The sequence below is a fragment of the Duganella sp. OV510 genome, assembly GCF_900100205.1.
Classification (GTDB): domain Bacteria; phylum Pseudomonadota; class Gammaproteobacteria; order Burkholderiales; family Burkholderiaceae_D; genus Rugamonas.
In genome coordinates this window covers 113,004-128,486 of record NZ_FNEQ01000004.1, presented here as the reverse complement: position 1 = coordinate 128,486, position 15,483 = coordinate 113,004, and the positions used below count along the sequence as shown (strand labels likewise).

Sequence of the window (15,483 nt, the reverse complement as noted above, 5' to 3'; positions counted from 1 at the left end):
GCTAGCTGGCGCTTTCGACGCGGTTGCGGCCTTTGCGCTTGGCGCGGTACAGCGCCAGGTCGGCGGCATGCAGCAGGCTGTCCAGCGCGGCAGCCGGGCCGCTGGCGCTGGCGACGCCAAAGCTGGCGGTCACGCGCAGGATGTGGCCGTCGGCCAGCGTCAGCGGCTCGCGCTCGATGGCGGTGCGCAGCCGCTCCGCCAGCACGCAGGCCTGCTCCAGCGTGCAATGCGCCGGCATCACCACAAACTCTTCGCCGCCATGGCGCGCCAGGATCTCGCTGTCGCGCAGCTCCGCGCGCACCAGCGCCGCCACGCGTATCAGCACCTGGTCGCCGGCTTCGTGGCCGTGCGAGTCGTTGACCGACTTGAAGTGGTCGATGTCAAACAACAGCACCGCCAGCGTTTCGTTTTGTGCCTGCGCGGCATGCAGGCGCTTGTTGCCGGCCGAGGTAAACGCACGCCGGTTCAGGATGCCAGTCAGGTAGTCGGTGTTGGCGCGCAGGCGCAGTTCTTCGATCAGGCGCTGGCGTTCGATTTCCAGCTGCTGGCGCTCGATGCTGTTGGTACGCAGCGTCGACAGCGCACGCAGCATGTCGCCGATTTCATCGTTTCTTTGCGAGCCGCCTGGATCGCGCGAGTAGTCGCCGGCGCCGATGCGTATCACCGCGCGCGTGGCGCGCAGCAGCGGCACTACCACGCGCCGCCTTACGATCAGCAGCAACAAGGTCAGCGCCAGCAGGATGGCGGCGCCGGACAGGATGACGATCCACAGGTCGGTGCGCGCATGTTCGTGGTCGCTCTGCGCCTGCAACTGCGCCTGGCGCAGCAGCTCGTCGCGCAGCGCCAGGATCGGCGTCATGGTCGGCACATAGCGTTGCGCGAACTGCGCGGTGTCCATACCGTATGGCCGGCCGGCGCGGCTGTCGCGTTCGACGTCCGCCACCAGCTGCTGCCCGGTGCCGAAGTGGATCTGGTCCATGCGTGTCACCACAGCGGCCAGTGAGGGCTGGAGATCATCGTCGCCGCCACGCGCCTGGATCTGCTGGCGCAACTGGGCAATGCGGCCGCGCAGCAGCTGCAGTTGTTCATGTTCTTCGGTGGTCAGTGGCTGGCGCGCTGCCAGCGCCACCGTCAGCACGGAGCCCATGCGGCCGGCGTATTCGCGCAGCTCGACCGCGTAGCGTGCCTTGATCAGCGGGCGCGAGATGCGCGGATAAGCGTGTTCTGAAGACTGCGTGTAGCCGGTCACTGTATCCAGCGCCAGCGGCACCAGCGCGAACATTCGGCCAAGCGTGGCTTTCATTTTTTCCGGCGTGCGGTTGGCTGGCGGCAGCGCCGCCAGTTGGTCGACTGTGGCGCGCGCCGCCGCCAGCTGAGATGACAGCGACGACAGGGTCGCCATGGTCGTAATGCTGGCGCCGGCCTGGCCCTGGCTGGATGCCGATTGCAGCGCGCGTTCCAGCTGCAACAACGCCAGGTCGGTGGCGGCGCGGCCATGCTGGAGGCGGTCGCGGCGGGCCGGATCGACCGGGATGCGGTCGCCCAGCACCGCGTTGACCGGGCCGCGCTCGAACGACAGTTTTTCCGCCGCCACCATCGCGCTTTGCGTCAGGCGCAGCGCTTGCAGGCCGGCGCTGGTGGCGTCATATCGGCGCCACGCATCGCGGGTGATGTGTGCCAGCATGCCGCACACCAGCAGCGCCAGGACGGCGGTGGACAGGGTGAGCAGGCGCGTCAGCTTCATGAAAATAGGCAAATATGTTTACAAGTAAACAATATGCCACAAAGCAGCTGACAGCGGGGGGAATGCGGCGTTGCAGCGCAGCAGATGGTACAATGCCGCCCTCGCGTCGCTGCGGCTCTGCCTGGACAGGATGCCAAGTTTGAACGATTATTTCGAAGGATAGAATTCTATGCAACGTATTATGCTGCGCTCAAAGCTGCACCGCGTTACGGTGACCCAGGCCGACCTGAACTACGAAGGTTCCTGCGGCATCGATGTCGACCTGCTGGAAGCCGCCGATATCAAAGTCAACGAGCAGATCGAGCTGTACAACGTCAACAACGGCGAGCGTTTCGCCACCTACGCGATTCCAGGCAAGCGCGGCAGCGGCGAGATTTCGCTGAACGGCGCCGCCGCCCGCAAGGCGCAGCTGGGCGACCTGCTGATCATCTGCACCTACGGCCCGATGACCGATGCGGAAATCGAGACCCACGTGCCGAAGCTGGTCTTCGTCGACGAAAACAACAAGATCAAGAGCATCAAGCAATAACTTTCAGACGAAAAAAAGCGCGTGCGCTTGCAGCGGCCAGAGGCCGCGCAAGCCACGCGCTTTTTTTTTATGCCTTGCTGCCGTCCTGCCGCAGCAGCTGCGACATGTATTGCGGCGTGATGCCGAGGAAGGACGCCACTACTTTCTGCGAGATGCGCTGCTCCAGGCCCGGATACTCGCGGCGGAAGGCAATCAGGCGGCCCTGCGCCGGCGAGGCGTTCAGGTACAGGCGGCGGCTCTGGTCCATGATGCTGCGCTGGGCCGCACCGAGGTAATAGTCGCGCAGGTTGGTGTTGCCGCGATACAGGTTCAACACTTCCATCCAGTCCAGGCGGAAGCCATGGATGGCGGTTTCCGCCACAACAAAATTCAGCGCTGGTTCCGCTTCGCGCGCGCGCAGCAGGTCGTCATGCGCGCCGACCGCGTCGCCGTCGGTCTGGAAGTGCAACGTCACCTCGTTGCCAGCTTCGGTAATGAAACCGGTGCGGGCCACGCCGCTGTGCAGCCAGTGCACATATTGCGCTGGCGTGCCGATGCGCTGCAGGTATTCGCCCTTGCGCAGGCTGAACGCCGACGTCAGCGGCGCCAGCAGGCGGCTGGCCTCATCATAAAGTTCGGGAGTGACGCCGTAGCGGCGTGACACGACTTCGCGGTATTTCGCGCGGTGTTCTAGGAATGCGTTGCTCATCTCAGTTGTTTAGGAGTGGCGGGAGCGGCCTATGTAAATGGCCGTACAAATTGAACTTGAAAGTGTAAACGTTTTCAAAGTCCAATACACAATATTTGTTGCAGATTAGAATGAAAGTTTAAAAATTGTTTGAAACTTCAACCAGTTGAACAAGTCATCGCCGCGCCCGAGGTTCTGAGTTACTATTGAACAACTACTCGTAAGCAATCAGGGGACCGCATGAAGATTACCGATCTCAGCATCGGCCGCCGCATGGCACTGGGCTTTACCATCATTCTGGCCATACTCATCCTGAACACAGGGTTGGGCATTTACCGTCTGCAAGGCGTGGCTGACGCCACGCGCGCCATGATGGCGCAACCACTGGCCAAGGAGCGCATGGTGTCCGACTGGGCGCGCAACGTCGCCACCGGCATCCGTCGTGCCAGCGCCATCGCCAAGAGCGCCGATCCGTCGCTGGCCGGCTTCTTCGCTGAAGAAACCAAGGCCGCCACCTCGCACTCGCAAACACTGATCAAGCAGATCGAAGCACTCACCAACGAGGACGACAAGCCCTTGATGGTGGAACTGAACGGCGCCCGCAAGGCTTACCTGGATTCGCGCGATGCCCTGACCAAGGCCAAGACCGCCGGCGATCCGGCCGAAGCGTCGCGCCTGATGGACCAGGTGTTCCTGCCGGCGACCAAGGTGTACGAAGGGAAGCTGCAACAGATCCTCGACCACCAGCGCAAGCAGATCGACCTGGCGGCAGCCAATATCGATCAGATCGCCGCGCAAAGCCGCAACCAGCTATTGCTGCTGGCGGTGCTGGTGGTGCTGTTCGGCATGGCCTTCGCCTGGTGGCTGACCCAAGGCATCACCGGCCCGATCAACGAGGCGGTGGCGCTGGCCGAGCGGGTGGCCGAAGGCGATCTCGCCGGCAATCCGCAGCGTAGCGCCGATGATTTCAGCAAGGACGAGCCGGGCAAGCTGCTGTACGCATTGAACCGTATGTCATCCAGCCTGGTGCGCATTGTCGGCGAGGTGCGCAGCGGCACCGATACGATCACCACGGCGTCGACCGAAATTGCCGCTGGCAATATGGATCTGTCATCGCGCACCGAGGAGCAGGCCAGCTCGCTGGAAGAGACGGCCTCTTCAATGGAAGAACTGACCAGCACCGTCAAGCAGAACGCCGACAACGCGCGCCAGGCCAGCCAGCTGGCGGGCAACGCCGCCGAGGTGGCGCAGCGCGGCGGCGCGGTGGTGTCGGACGTGGTGCAGACCATGGCCTCGATCGACGCTTCGTCGAAGAAAATCGTCGACATCATCGGCGTGATCGACGGCATCGCGTTCCAGACCAATATCCTGGCGCTGAACGCTGCGGTGGAAGCCGCGCGCGCCGGCGAACAAGGGCGTGGCTTTGCGGTGGTGGCCTCCGAGGTGCGCAACCTGGCGCAGCGCTCGGCCGGCGCCGCCAGGGAGATCAAGGCGCTGATCGATGATTCGGTCGGCAAGGTGGAGGCGGGCACGCGCCTGGTGGGCCAGGCCGGCAGCACCATGGACGAGGTGGTCGACAGCATCCAGCGCGTGACGTCCATCATGGCCGAGATCAGCAACGCCAGCGTCGAGCAGACCCATGGCATCGAGCAAATCAATGTGGCGATTTCGCAGATGGATCATGTGACGCAGCAAAACGCTGCGCTGGTCGAGCAGGCGGCCGCAGCGGCGGGCGCCATGCAGGACCAGGCGGCGCAGCTGGCGCAGGCGGTCAGCATTTTCAAGCTGGAGGACGGCGGCATGTCGCGTTCCGCATTGCGCAGCGCAGCACGCCCACTGCTGACCTAGCCAGCGGTTGTATCGCTGCAACAGCGGCGGCTTTCACGCGTGCATCATGGCACGCGTGTGGATTTCTGCGCTACAGTGGACCTTCCCGAAGGCGTTGTTCAACGCAGCGCCCGGCTACTACAGTGGGGTGGCGTCCAGTGATCAGTCAAAGCGGATTGCGTAGCAAAACAGTAGTCTCGTTCGGCCTGGCCGCAGCGGGCGCGCTGGGAACCATCGTGGCGGGCTGGAGCGCGTGGGGATGGGCCACATTGATCTGGGCGGCGCTGTTGCTGGCCGCCGCCGCATGGCTGACCCGCGACAGCGGCTTCGCCCCGGCCAGCGCCAGCGGCGACCACGCCATGATCGACAACTACCTCGAAGGACGCGAACGCTTCGGCGACGCCGTGCTGCCGGTGTGGTGCCGGCATATCGAAAACTCGCGTACGCAAATGGAAGAAGCAGTGTCCGACCTGGCTTCGCGCTTCTCCAGCATCGTCGACAAGCTGGACAACGCCTTGCACGTCTCTGGCGGTAGTGGCCAGGGAGACCACACGATGACCGAAGTGTTTTCACACAGCGAGCAGCGGCTGGGCTCCGTGGTGGCGTCGATGAAATCAGCGATGGCTTCCAAGCACGCCATGCTGGCGCAGATCAAGGACCTGGAACGCTTTACGCGCGAATTGCGCGGCATGGCTGAAGGCGTGGCCAGCATCGCAGCGCAAACCAATCTGCTGGCGCTGAACGCCGCTATCGAGGCGGCGCGCGCCGGCCCGGCCGGCGCCGGCTTTGCGGTGGTGGCGACCGAGGTGCGCATGCTGTCGATGCGCTCCGCCGAAACCGGCAAGGAGATCACCAACCGCGTGGGCCTGATCAGCAGCGCCATCCTCGCCGCCAGCCAGGCGGCCGAACAATCGAGCGACGCGGAAGACAAGTCGATGCAATCGGCCGAGGGCATGATCGAGGCGGTGCTCAACGAGTTCCGCGAAATGACCGACGCGCTGGTGCAGTCCTCCGCGCTGCTCAAGCAGGAAAGCATCGGCATCCAGGGCGAGGTGGGCGAGGCGCTGGTGCAGCTGCAATTCCAGGACCGCGTGAGCCAGGTGATGTCGCACGTGCGCGCCAATATGGAGCAGCTGCTGCCGCTGCTGCGCGAGAACCGCCAGCGCTACATCGACAGCGGTGTGCTGGAACCGCTCGACCCGGACCTGCTGATGCACGATTTGCAGAAGACCTATGCGATGGCGGAAGAACACGCCGTGCACAGCGGCGCCAGGCTGGCCGCACCGGCGGCCTCCGAAGCCGACGAAATCACTTTTTTCTAGGAGTGCATGAAAGATGGGGAAAACCATTATGGTGGTCGACGATTCGGCCTCGCTGCGGCAGGTGGTCGGCATTGCGCTGAAAGGCGCCGGCTACGATGTGATCGAGGGTCGGGATGGCGTTGATGCGCTGTCCAAATGCACCGGGCAGAAAATCCACCTGGTGGTGTGCGATGTGAACATGCCGAATATGGACGGCATCACTTTCGTCAAGCAATTCAAGCAGCTGCCCAACTATAAGTTCACGCCGGTGATCATGCTGACTACCGAATCGCAAGAGAGCAAGAAGGAAGAGGGCAAGGCGGCCGGCGCCAAGGCGTGGGTAGTCAAGCCCTTCAAGCCGGAAGTGCTGCTGGGCGCCGTGGCCAAGCTGGTACTGCCATAATTCAAGGAGGCCGCCATGGCGGACGACGTCACCCGTATTTCCCTCGATGGCGAAATGACGATTTACCGCGCCGCCGATTTGAAAGTCACCATTCTGGAAGCGCTGCGCAAGACGCGCGTGCTGGAAATCGATTTATCCGCCGTGACGGAACTGGATACCGCCGGCTTGCAGGTGCTGATGCTGGCCAAGCAGACCGCTGCCGCCGAGCAGCGCACGCTGCATCTGCTGCAGCATAGTCCTGCTGTTGTAGAAATCTTCGAGATGCTGGACCTGGTCGCCTTCTTCGGCGACGCCGTGCTGATACACGCTTGAGGGAAGAGCCATGAACCTGGATGACGCGCTACAGACATTTATCGCCGAAAGCCGCGAACTGCTGGAAGAGATGGAGAACGCGCTGCTCAATGTCGACCTGGCGGGCGATCAGGGAGAGGCCATCAACGCCATCTTCCGCGCCGCCCACACCATCAAGGGATCGGCGGGCCTGTTCAGTCTTGACCACATCGTCGCTTTCACGCATGTGGTGGAGAGCCTGCTGGACAAGGTGCGCGACGGCAGTGTCACGCTGAATGACGAAATGGTGGTGCTGCTGCTGTCGTGCTGCGACTACCTGTCCGGCATGATCGACGCGCTGGCTGCCGGCCAGCACGAGCAGGACCCGGATACCGCGCCGGAAGGCGAAATGCTGCAACAGCAGCTGCGCCGCCACATGGATGGCGAAGCCCCAGCGGCGCCAGCGCACCTGGCGGTGCATGCGGAGCCCAGCGTCGAACGCATCGATACGCAGCGCGGCGACAGCGACTACTGGCACATCTCGCTGCGCTTCGGCCGTGGCGTGCTACAGAACGGCATGGACCCGATCGCCTTCCTGCGCTATCTGGGCAAGCTGGGACGCGTGGTCGGCATCGCCACGCTGCCGGATGCGCTGCCTGCCGCCGATGAAATGGATGCGGAGCTGTGCTATCTCGGTTTCGAAATCGCCTTCGACAGCACGGCCGACCGCGAGGCCATCGCCGGCGTGTTCGAGTTCGTGCAGGACGACTGCGAGATCCGCATCATCCCGCCGAACAGCAAGGTCTCCGAATACGTCAACCTGATACGCTCGCTGCCGGAGCGTGCGGCGCGGCTGGGCGAGATCCTGGTCCGCTGCGGCAGCGTGACCGCGCACGAACTGGAAGAGGCGTTGCACCAGCAGTCCGGCAAGCAGGAAGTGGCGCCGCAGCAGCTGGGCAGCATCCTGGTCGACGCCGGCAATGTGCCGCCGGTGGTGGTGGAGGCGGCGCTGGCCAAGCAGAAGCAGGTCAGCGAGCAGAAGGCGCAGGAGAGCCGCTCGATCCGCGTCGATTCCGACAAGCTGGATCGGCTGATCGATCTGGTGGGCGAACTGATTATCGCCGGCGCGCGCGCCAACATGATCGGCCAGCAGATACAGAACACCGAACTGCTGGAATGTACATCGACGCTGACCGGATTGGTGGAGGATGTGCGCGACGCCGCGCTGGAACTGCGCATGGTGAAGATAGGCGCCACCTTCAACCGCTTCCAGCGCGTGGTGCACGACGTGGCGCGAGAACTGGGCAAGGACATCGGCCTGATTGTCGATGGCGAGGATTCGGAACTCGACAAGACCGTGGTGGAAAAAATCGGCGATCCGCTGATGCACCTGGTGCGCAACGCCATGGACCACGGCATCGAGCCGGCCGAGGTACGCGTTGCCGCCGGCAAGCCTGCCAAGGGCATGATCAAGCTGAACGCCTTCCATGAATCGGGCAGCATCGTCATCGAAGTCAGTGACGATGGCGGCGGCCTGCGCAAGGAGAAGATATTGGCCAAGGCCATCGAGCGTGGGCTGGTGGACGCGGAGCGCAAACTGAGCGACAGCGAAATCTACAATCTGATCTTCGAAGCCGGCTTCTCGACGGCGGAGAAGATCACCAACCTGTCCGGGCGCGGCGTCGGCATGGATGTGGTGAAGCGGAATATCCAGGCGCTACGCGGCAGCGTCGATGTCGGCAGCAGGGAAGGGCAAGGCACCACCGTCACCGTGCGGCTGCCACTGACGCTGGCCATTATCGACGGCTTCCTGGTGCAGGTGGGATCGTCGGTGTTCGTCATCCCGCTGGACATGATCGAGGAATGCATCGAGTACGCCACCGAGCCGGGCCAGGACTATACCAACCTGCGCGGTCAGGTGCTGCCGCTGGTGCGCCTGCGCACGCTGTTCCGCATTGGCGGTGCGGCCACGCGGCGCGACAGTATCGTGGTGCTCAAGTTCGGCAACCATCGCGCCGGCCTGGTGGTGGATACGCTGCTGGGCGAATTCCAGACCGTGATCAAGCCTTTGAGCCCGATGTTCAGCGAAGTCAAATGCATCAGCGGTTCCACCATCCTCGGCAGCGGTGAAGTGGCGCTGATCCTGGACGTGGCGGCGTTGATGAACACCGTCTCCGGCAAGGGTGCCGTGGCGGCGCTGGCCGCATAGGAAAGGAATGTGATGAGTGCCATGGATACCTCCGGTGTGGTCACCTACGGCAGCAATGCCATCATCGCGCTGCAAAGTGGCGCCGCGCTGCCCAGCCAGTTCCTGACCTTCATGCTGGGCGAAGAACCATACGCGGTGGGCATCCTGCACATCAAGGAGATCATCGAATACGGCAGCCTGGCCACGGTGCCGATGATGCCGGACTGCGTGCGTGGCGTCATCAACCTGCGCGGCGCGGTGGTGCCGGTGATGGACTTGTCGGCGCGCTTCGGCCGCGGGCAGAGCGTGATCGGCAAGCGCAGCTGCATCGTCATCGTCGAAGCGGGCGGCGACGGGGGCGACAGCAAGCAGGTGCTGGGCATGCTGGTGGACGCGGTCAACGCGGTGGTGGAAATCGGCGCCGAAGACATCGAGCCGGCGCCGTCGTTTGGCACCCGCATCCGCCCGGACTTCATTGCAGGCATGGGCAAGTATAGCGGGCGCTTCGTCATCCTGCTTGACATCGAGCGCGTGCTGTCGAGCGAGGAGATCGTCGGCATGGCGCGCGGCACCGCCGCCGCCGTGGCGTGAGCGGCGAGGTCCAACATGACCGTGGCGATGATTACCGATCGCGAGTTCATGCAGTTCCAGCGTTTCATCTTCGATGCGGCGGGCATCACCATGGCGGATGGCAAGCAGGCGCTGGTCAGCGGCCGCCTTGCCAAGCGGCTGGCGCATTATCAGCTGGGTAGCTATGGCGATTACCTGAAGCTGCTGGAAAGCCGCGATCAGCCGGCAGAATTGCAGGTGGCGGTGGATCTGCTGACCACCAACGAGACTTACTTCTTCCGCGAGCCCAAGCACTTCGCGCTGCTGCGCGACCTGGCCCAGGATGCGGCCGACAAGCACCGTACCCTGCGCGTGTGGAGCGCCGCGAGTTCCAGCGGCGAAGAGCCATACAGCATCGCCATGGTGCTGGCCGATGTGCTGGGCGACGCGTCGTGGGAAGTGCTGGGCACCGACATCAGCACCCGCGTGCTGCAACGTGCGCGCAGCGGTCACTATCCGATGGAGCGGGCCTCGCAGATGCCGCAGCATTACCTGAAGCGCTTTTGCCTCAAAGGACAGGGTTCGGAGGCCGGCACCATGCTGATCGAGCGCGCGCTGCGCCAGCGCGTGCAATTCCAGCATCTGAATCTGAATGCGCCGCTGCCGAAGATCGGCACCTTCGATGTGATCTTCCTGCGCAATGTGATGATCTATTTCAGCCTGGAGACCAAGCGCCAGGTGGTGACGCGGCTGCTGGCGCAGTTGCGGCAAGGCGGTTATTTTTTGATTGGTCATTCGGAGACGCTGAACGATATCAACGACACGCTGACCGCTGTAGCGCCTTCGATCTATCGCAAGCCATGATAGACGCCAAGCTGATCGATATCTTCCTGATGCCGGGCGATTACTTCGTCGGCGACGGGCAGTATCGTGTGCGCACCCTGCTGGGCTCCTGCGTATCGATCACGCTGTGGCATCCGGCGCTGCGCATCGGCGCGATGTCGCACTTCCTGCTGCCCGGACATGGGCGGCGCAGGCAAGACCGCCCGGCCGACAAGCCGGGCATGTATGGCGCCGACGCCATGCAGCTGATGATGGACGGCATGGCGCAGCACGGCGTGCCGCTGATCCAGTGTCAGGGCAAGATCTTCGGCGGCGGGGCGATGTTCCCCCGCAGCGAAAAGGTACGCGACATCGGCATGCAGAACGGCGACTACGCGCGCAGCATGCTGCAGCAGCACGGCGTACACGTGGTGTCCGAAAGCCTGTTTGGCGAAGGCCACCGTCAATTGATCTTTACCATCCGCAGCGGCGAGGTGCTGAGCCGGCAGGTTCCGCCGGAACCGGGATGGCGCAACGCGGGAGCAAGGACTTAGGCATGAGTGCTATCAAGGTCATGATCGTTGATGATTCCGCCGTGGTGCGGCAGGTGCTGAGCTCCCTGCTGAACGCGGCGTCCGGCATCACTGTCACCCATGCGGTCGCCAATCCGCTGCTGGCGATCGAACGCATGAAGGTGCAATGGCCGGACGTGATCGTGCTTGATGTGGAAATGCCCAAGATGGATGGCATCACCTTCCTGCGCAAGCTGATGGTCGAACATCCGACGCCGGTGGTGATCTGCTCGACGCTGACGGAGAAAGGCGCGCAGACCTCGGTGGAGGCGCTGACCGCCGGCGCGGTTTCCATCATCACCAAACCGCGCCTGGACCTGAAGCAGTTCCTGCATGACAGTGCCGACGAACTGGTGTCGGCGGTACGCGCCGCCGCCGGCGCGCATGTGGGCAAGCTGACCAGCCGCCCATCGCCAGCGCCGTTGCCGCCGCCGGTCACCGCCAAGCTGAATGCCGACGCGATCCTGCCACCGATGGATGCGCGGCCGATGACGGCCACCACTGAACGCGTGGTCGCCATCGGTACCTCCACCGGCGGCACGCAGGCGCTGGAGGAAGTGTTGACCGCGCTGCCGCGCGTCTCGCCCGGCATCGTGGTGGTGCAGCACATGCCCGAAAAATTCACCGCCGCCTTTGCGGCGCGGCTGGACAGCGTGTGCGAGGTGCGGGTCAAGGAGGCGGAGAATAATGACCGTGTGTTGCAGGGACAGGTGCTGATTGCACCGGGCGGCAAGCACATGCTGCTGCGCCGCACCGGCGCGCAGTATTTTGTCGAGGTGGTGGATGGGCCGCTGGTCAACCGTCACCGGCCCTCGGTCGATGTGCTGTTCCGCTCCGCCGCGCGCGCCGCCGGCGCCAATGCGCTGGGCGTCATCATGACCGGCATGGGCGACGATGGCGCGGCCGGCATGCTGGAGATGCACAAGGCCGGCGCGCGTACCGTGGCGCAGGACGAGGCCAGTTGTGTGGTCTACGGCATGCCCAAGGAGGCGGTCAAGCGGGGCGGTGTCGAGAAGTCGGTGCCGCTGAGCGCGATCTATCGCGAAATCCTGCAGCAGCTTCAGTACTGATCATGGACCATTCCGCACCGTCATCCTGGACAGGCCGCCGCGTGCTGGTGGTCGAAGACAGTGTGGTGCAGCGCGGCTATCTGGTCGGGCTGCTGCGGCAGCTGGAGTTTGGCGAGATTCTGGAAGCGGGGGATGGCAACGAGGCCTTGCAGATACTGGAGCACGGCACGGAGCCGGTATTCCTGGTGCTGACCGATCTGGAGATGCCAGGCATGGATGGCATTGAACTGACCTGCCAATTACGCGAGCGGCGCCTGACGGAAAACCTGATCGTGGTCAGCGCGCGTGACCCTCGCCTGCTGGAGATTATTGAAAGCATGGCCTGCGAGGACGCTTCCATCGGCCTGTTGGGCACCTTGCTGAAGCCGGTGCAGCTGGAGCCGCTGACGCAGCTGCTGTGCAAGGCTGGAGGGCGCGGCAAGGATTGTGCACCGGCCGCGCCGTCAACGCTACCACCGCAAGCCACGCTGGAAGAGCTGGCGCGTGCCCTGGCGAATAACGAGTTCCTGCCGCATTTCCAGCCCAAGGTGGCGATGGCCAATGGTCAGCTGAAAGGTGTGGAGGCGCTGGCGCGCTGGCAGCATCCGCAACGCGGCTTGCTGTCGCCGGCACATTTCATCGACACGCTGGAGGGCACGCCGCTGATGGCCGATTTCACGCTGGCGCTGGTGCAGCAGGTGTTGCAGCGCATGCTGGACTGGCGCCAGGCGGGTTTGCCGCCGCTGACGGTATCGGTCAACCTGAGCGCAGAAAACCTGGCCGACCGCAGCTTCATCGACCGCCTGACGGCGCAGGTGATGGCTTCCGGCGTCGCCCCTTCGTCGCTGGTGTGGGAAGTGACCGAAACCAGCGTGATGCGCCAGCTGTCGCAGGCGTTGACCAATATGGGCCGCCTGCGGCTGATGGGCTTCGGGCTGGCGATGGATGATTTCGGCATCGGCTATTCATCGATGCAGCAGTTTGCGCGCTGCCCGTTCACGGAACTGAAGATAGACCGCGCCTTCGTCAACGGTGCAGCGCAGTGGCCGAATCGCCACATGGTGCTGAAAAGCGCGCTCGATCTGGGACAGAGCCTGGGCGTGGCCACCGTGGCGGAGGGCGTGGAAACCGAGGAAGACTGGAAGCTGTTGCGCGACCTCGGTTGCGACATGGCGCAAGGGTATTTGCTATCCAGGCCCATGCCGGCGGAAGCGCTGGTGGGTTGGATGCGACAGGACAGGCGCCGGCTGCGGGCGCTGGCGGGATCAGAATAACCAGGGGAGAAACGTCATGCTATCAACTTTGCAGGTGCGTACCAAAATCTTGATTTTGCTGGCAGTGGCGGTCATCGCGCTGCTGACAGTGATGCTGATTGCCTTTTCCGGCATGAAGACACAAGGCGTCATGCTGGACCAGATAGGCAAGAACCGCATGCCTTCGGTGCAGTCGCTGCTGGTCATTAACGAAGCGCAGACAGCGATACGCTCGGCCAGCCGCGCGATCGATGCGATGGCCTTGTATCCTGAAGAGGTGGATGGCGTAACCCATGAGATCAAGCGCAAGCAGGACGCCTGGGCCAATGTCGACAAGGCCTGGAAGGCCTATGAGGCCCTGCCGCAGGAAAGCGAGGAGGCGGCGCTGTGGAAAACCTTCGTCAAGCAGTGGGACACCTGGAAACAGCGCGATGCAGTCGTCACCGATCTGGCCAGCCAGATCGTGCGCGCCGACGTCGCCAAGCGCCGCGAGCTGTTCGTAGTGCTGCACAAAACCCTGGGCGAGAACCGCGTTTCTTTCCGCGAGGCTGAGGAGAGCATCAACAAACTGGTGGCGTTGAATATCCAGTATGGCGAAAGTGACGTGACCAATGCCGAAGCCGCCTCCGGCGCCGCGATCAAGACCATGTATGTGGCATCCGGTGTTGCGCTGGCGCTGCTGGTGGTGATTGGCTTGCTGATCCTGAGCGGGATCATGAAGCAGCTGGGCGGCGATCCTTCATATGCGGCGGACATCGTGCGCCAGGTGGCGGATGGCGACCTGGCGGCGGATGTGCAGCTGAAGCCGGGTGACACCACCAGCCTGCTGGCGGCGATGAAGGGCATGATCGACAAGCTGTCGCAGGTGGTGCAGGAAGTGAACAACGGCGCCGAGGCGCTGGCCTCGGCCTCGGAGGAAGTCAGCGCCACCGCGCAGTCGCTGTCGCAGGCGGCCAGTGAGCAGGCTGCCGGCACCGAGGAAACCAGCGCCTCGGTGGAGCAGATGACGGCGTCGATTTCGCAGAACACCGAGAACGCCAAAGTCACCGATGGCATTGCCAGCAAGGCCGCGATTGAAGCGGCGGAAGGCGGCGAGGCGGTCAAGTCGACCGTGGCGGCGATGCAGCAGATCGCCAAGAAGATCAGCATCATTGACGATATCGCTTACCAGACCAACCTGCTGGCGCTGAATGCGGCGATTGAAGCGGCGCGCGCCGGCGAACATGGCAAGGGCTTTGCCGTGGTGGCGGCCGAGGTGCGCAAGCTGGCGGAGCGTAGCCAGGTGGCGGCGCAGGAAATCGAGCAGGTGGCGTCCAGCAGCGTGGAGCTGGCAGAGAAAGCCGGGCATCTGCTGGATGAGATGGTGCCGAATATCCGCCGTACCTCCAACCTGGTGCAGGAGATTACCGCCGCGTCGGAAGAACAGTCGGCCGGCGTCGGGCAGATTAACGCGGCGGTCACTCAGCTGAGCCAGACCACGCAGCAGAATGCCTCCAGCTCGGAAGAGCTGGCGGCGACGGCGGAAGAGATGAGCGGCCAGGCGGAGCAACTGCAGCACACCATGTCCTTCTTCAAGCTGGCCGGCGGCACGCGTGCGGTACGCACGCCGGTGGTGTCGCGCAAGCCACCGCGCAGCAACAAACGATCGCCGATGGGTGTGGCGTCCAGTCGCCGCATGACGGATGTCGCCGAGCCGGATGAATCGCACTTCGTCAAATTCTGAGCGAGGCCGCCGCCATGGATAGCGTGACTAGCAACGAACCGCCGGCGCAGTTTCTCAGTTTCGTGCTGGGGCAGGATATGTTCGCCATGGGCATTCTGGCGGTGCGCGAGATACTGGAGTACGCCGGTGTGACGCCGGTGCCGCAGATGCCGCCGTCGATTTGCGGCGTCATCAACCTGCGCGGCGCAGCGGTACCGGTGCTGGACCTGGCACGCCGGCTGGAACGCGCGCCTTCGCCAATCAGCAAGCGTACCTGCATCATCGTGGTGGAGGTGGAAGGCGAGGAGGGGCCGTTTGTCATCGGCATCCTGGTGGATGCGGTCAATGCGGTGCTGGATATCCCGGCGACTGACATTGAACCGGCGCCGCGCTTTGGCGCGGTCAAGGCCGAACTGCTGCACGGTATAGGCAAGGTCAATGGCCGTTTTGTCTTGCTGCTCAATGTGCAGCATGTGGTGTTCACCCTGCATCTACAGGAGTTTGTCGCGCAAATCCCAACAGGTGGCGTCGAGCAGCGTGAAGCTGGCAAGCTGAAATGAAGGTGCCGGGTGTGACAATTTTTCTTGAAGTTTCAAGGTTTATGCCG

The 15,483-nt window shown here is 63.5% G+C and carries 15 protein-coding genes; 13 read left to right on the top strand and 2 right to left on the bottom strand.

What is annotated here, in order from left to right:
- Nucleotide 1: 1 nt before the first annotated feature.
- Nucleotides 2-1,744, bottom strand: coding sequence for a GGDEF domain-containing protein (locus BLS51_RS12875; RefSeq protein ID WP_090192351.1), 1,743 nt, complete (start codon nt 1,742-1,744; stop codon nt 2-4).
- Nucleotides 1,745-1,913: 169 nt separating this feature from the next.
- Here BLS51_RS12875 and panD point away from each other — a divergent pair, with 169 nt between their 5' ends.
- Nucleotides 1,914-2,273, top strand: coding sequence for an aspartate 1-decarboxylase (gene panD / locus BLS51_RS12870; protein WP_090192352.1), 360 nt, complete (start codon nt 1,914-1,916; stop codon nt 2,271-2,273).
- Between the two features lie 67 nt (nt 2,274-2,340).
- On the opposite strand, the gene BLS51_RS12865 is transcribed toward panD, so the two are convergent.
- Nucleotides 2,341-2,961, bottom strand: a complete 621-nt coding sequence (locus BLS51_RS12865; RefSeq protein ID WP_175472571.1) for a Crp/Fnr family transcriptional regulator — start codon at nt 2,959-2,961, stop codon at nt 2,341-2,343.
- 219 nt (nt 2,962-3,180) lie between these two features.
- Between BLS51_RS12865 and BLS51_RS12860 the strand changes: the two genes are divergently transcribed.
- The 12 genes from BLS51_RS12860 to BLS51_RS12805 all read left to right on the top strand — a co-directional run bounded on the left by BLS51_RS12860 (nt 3,181) and on the right by BLS51_RS12805 (nt 15,436).
- Nucleotides 3,181-4,788, top strand: a complete 1,608-nt coding sequence (locus BLS51_RS12860) for a methyl-accepting chemotaxis protein (RefSeq protein ID WP_090192353.1) — start codon at nt 3,181-3,183, stop codon at nt 4,786-4,788.
- 155 nt (nt 4,789-4,943) lie between these two features.
- A complete protein-coding gene (locus BLS51_RS12855; RefSeq protein WP_229207790.1) occupies nt 4,944-6,089 on the top strand; it encodes a methyl-accepting chemotaxis protein in 1,146 nt (381 codons plus the stop codon).
- Nucleotides 6,090-6,102: 13 nt separating this feature from the next.
- Nucleotides 6,103-6,471 carry a response regulator gene (locus BLS51_RS12850; RefSeq protein WP_090192355.1) on the top strand — a complete coding sequence of 123 codons (369 nt, stop codon included), beginning with the start codon at nt 6,103-6,105 and terminating at the stop codon, nt 6,469-6,471.
- A gap of 15 nt (nt 6,472-6,486) precedes the next feature.
- The gene (locus BLS51_RS12845) at nt 6,487-6,783 is read left to right on the top strand and encodes an STAS domain-containing protein (protein WP_090192356.1); all 297 of its coding nucleotides are present in this window, start codon (nt 6,487-6,489) and stop codon (nt 6,781-6,783) included.
- A 10-nt stretch (nt 6,784-6,793) separates the two neighbouring features.
- The gene (locus BLS51_RS12840; protein WP_090192357.1) at nt 6,794-8,950 is read left to right on the top strand and encodes a chemotaxis protein CheA; all 2,157 of its coding nucleotides are present in this window, start codon (nt 6,794-6,796) and stop codon (nt 8,948-8,950) included.
- A gap of 21 nt (nt 8,951-8,971) precedes the next feature.
- Nucleotides 8,972-9,520 (top strand): chemotaxis protein CheW, encoded by a 549-nt coding sequence (locus BLS51_RS12835; RefSeq protein WP_090192392.1) that lies wholly within the window; start codon nt 8,972-8,974, stop codon nt 9,518-9,520.
- Nucleotides 9,521-9,535: 15 nt separating this feature from the next.
- The gene (locus tag BLS51_RS12830; protein WP_090192358.1) at nt 9,536-10,342 is read left to right on the top strand and encodes a CheR family methyltransferase; all 807 of its coding nucleotides are present in this window, start codon (nt 9,536-9,538) and stop codon (nt 10,340-10,342) included.
- Nucleotides 10,339-10,854, top strand: coding sequence for a chemotaxis protein CheD (locus BLS51_RS12825; protein ID WP_090192359.1), 516 nt, complete (start codon nt 10,339-10,341; stop codon nt 10,852-10,854). Before BLS51_RS12830 ends, BLS51_RS12825 begins: the two co-directional genes overlap by 4 nt.
- Before the next feature lie 2 nt (nt 10,855-10,856).
- Nucleotides 10,857-11,942, top strand: a complete 1,086-nt coding sequence (locus tag BLS51_RS12820; RefSeq protein ID WP_090192360.1) for a protein-glutamate methylesterase/protein-glutamine glutaminase — start codon at nt 10,857-10,859, stop codon at nt 11,940-11,942.
- Nucleotides 11,943-11,944: 2 nt separating this feature from the next.
- Complete coding sequence (locus tag BLS51_RS12815; protein ID WP_090192361.1) at nt 11,945-13,195, top strand: EAL domain-containing response regulator; 1,251 nt, start codon at nt 11,945-11,947, stop codon at nt 13,193-13,195.
- Between the two features lie 16 nt (nt 13,196-13,211).
- Nucleotides 13,212-14,897, top strand: a complete 1,686-nt coding sequence (locus BLS51_RS12810) for a methyl-accepting chemotaxis protein (protein ID WP_090192362.1) — start codon at nt 13,212-13,214, stop codon at nt 14,895-14,897.
- A 14-nt stretch (nt 14,898-14,911) separates the two neighbouring features.
- The gene (locus BLS51_RS12805) at nt 14,912-15,436 is read left to right on the top strand and encodes a chemotaxis protein CheW (RefSeq protein WP_090192363.1); all 525 of its coding nucleotides are present in this window, start codon (nt 14,912-14,914) and stop codon (nt 15,434-15,436) included.
- Nucleotides 15,437-15,483: the final 47 nt, after the last annotated feature.

Excerpts from the sequence above, each read along its gene's own strand:
- BLS51_RS12815 (WP_090192361.1), top strand. The coding sequence starts at position 11,945 with ATGGACCATTCCGCACCGTCATCCTGGACAGGCCGCCGCGTGCTGGTG.
- BLS51_RS12825 (WP_090192359.1), top strand. The coding sequence starts at position 10,339 with ATGATAGACGCCAAGCTGATCGATATCTTCCTGATGCCGGGCGATTAC.
- BLS51_RS12860 (WP_090192353.1), top strand. The coding sequence starts at position 3,181 with ATGAAGATTACCGATCTCAGCATCGGCCGCCGCATGGCACTGGGCTTT.
- BLS51_RS12845 (WP_090192356.1), top strand. The coding sequence starts at position 6,487 with ATGGCGGACGACGTCACCCGTATTTCCCTCGATGGCGAAATGACGATT.
- BLS51_RS12835 (WP_090192392.1), top strand. The coding sequence starts at position 8,972 with ATGGATACCTCCGGTGTGGTCACCTACGGCAGCAATGCCATCATCGCG.
- BLS51_RS12865 (WP_175472571.1), bottom strand. The coding sequence starts at position 2,961 with ATGAGCAACGCATTCCTAGAACACCGCGCGAAATACCGCGAAGTCGTG.
- BLS51_RS12840 (WP_090192357.1), top strand. The coding sequence starts at position 6,794 with ATGAACCTGGATGACGCGCTACAGACATTTATCGCCGAAAGCCGCGAA.
- BLS51_RS12875 (WP_090192351.1), bottom strand. The coding sequence starts at position 1,744 with ATGAAGCTGACGCGCCTGCTCACCCTGTCCACCGCCGTCCTGGCGCTG.
- BLS51_RS12810 (WP_090192362.1), top strand. The coding sequence starts at position 13,212 with ATGCTATCAACTTTGCAGGTGCGTACCAAAATCTTGATTTTGCTGGCA.
- BLS51_RS12830 (WP_090192358.1), top strand. The coding sequence starts at position 9,536 with ATGACCGTGGCGATGATTACCGATCGCGAGTTCATGCAGTTCCAGCGT.
- BLS51_RS12850 (WP_090192355.1), top strand. The coding sequence starts at position 6,103 with ATGGGGAAAACCATTATGGTGGTCGACGATTCGGCCTCGCTGCGGCAG.
- BLS51_RS12805 (WP_090192363.1), top strand. The coding sequence starts at position 14,912 with ATGGATAGCGTGACTAGCAACGAACCGCCGGCGCAGTTTCTCAGTTTC.
- panD (WP_090192352.1), top strand. The coding sequence starts at position 1,914 with ATGCAACGTATTATGCTGCGCTCAAAGCTGCACCGCGTTACGGTGACC.
- BLS51_RS12820 (WP_090192360.1), top strand. The coding sequence starts at position 10,857 with ATGAGTGCTATCAAGGTCATGATCGTTGATGATTCCGCCGTGGTGCGG.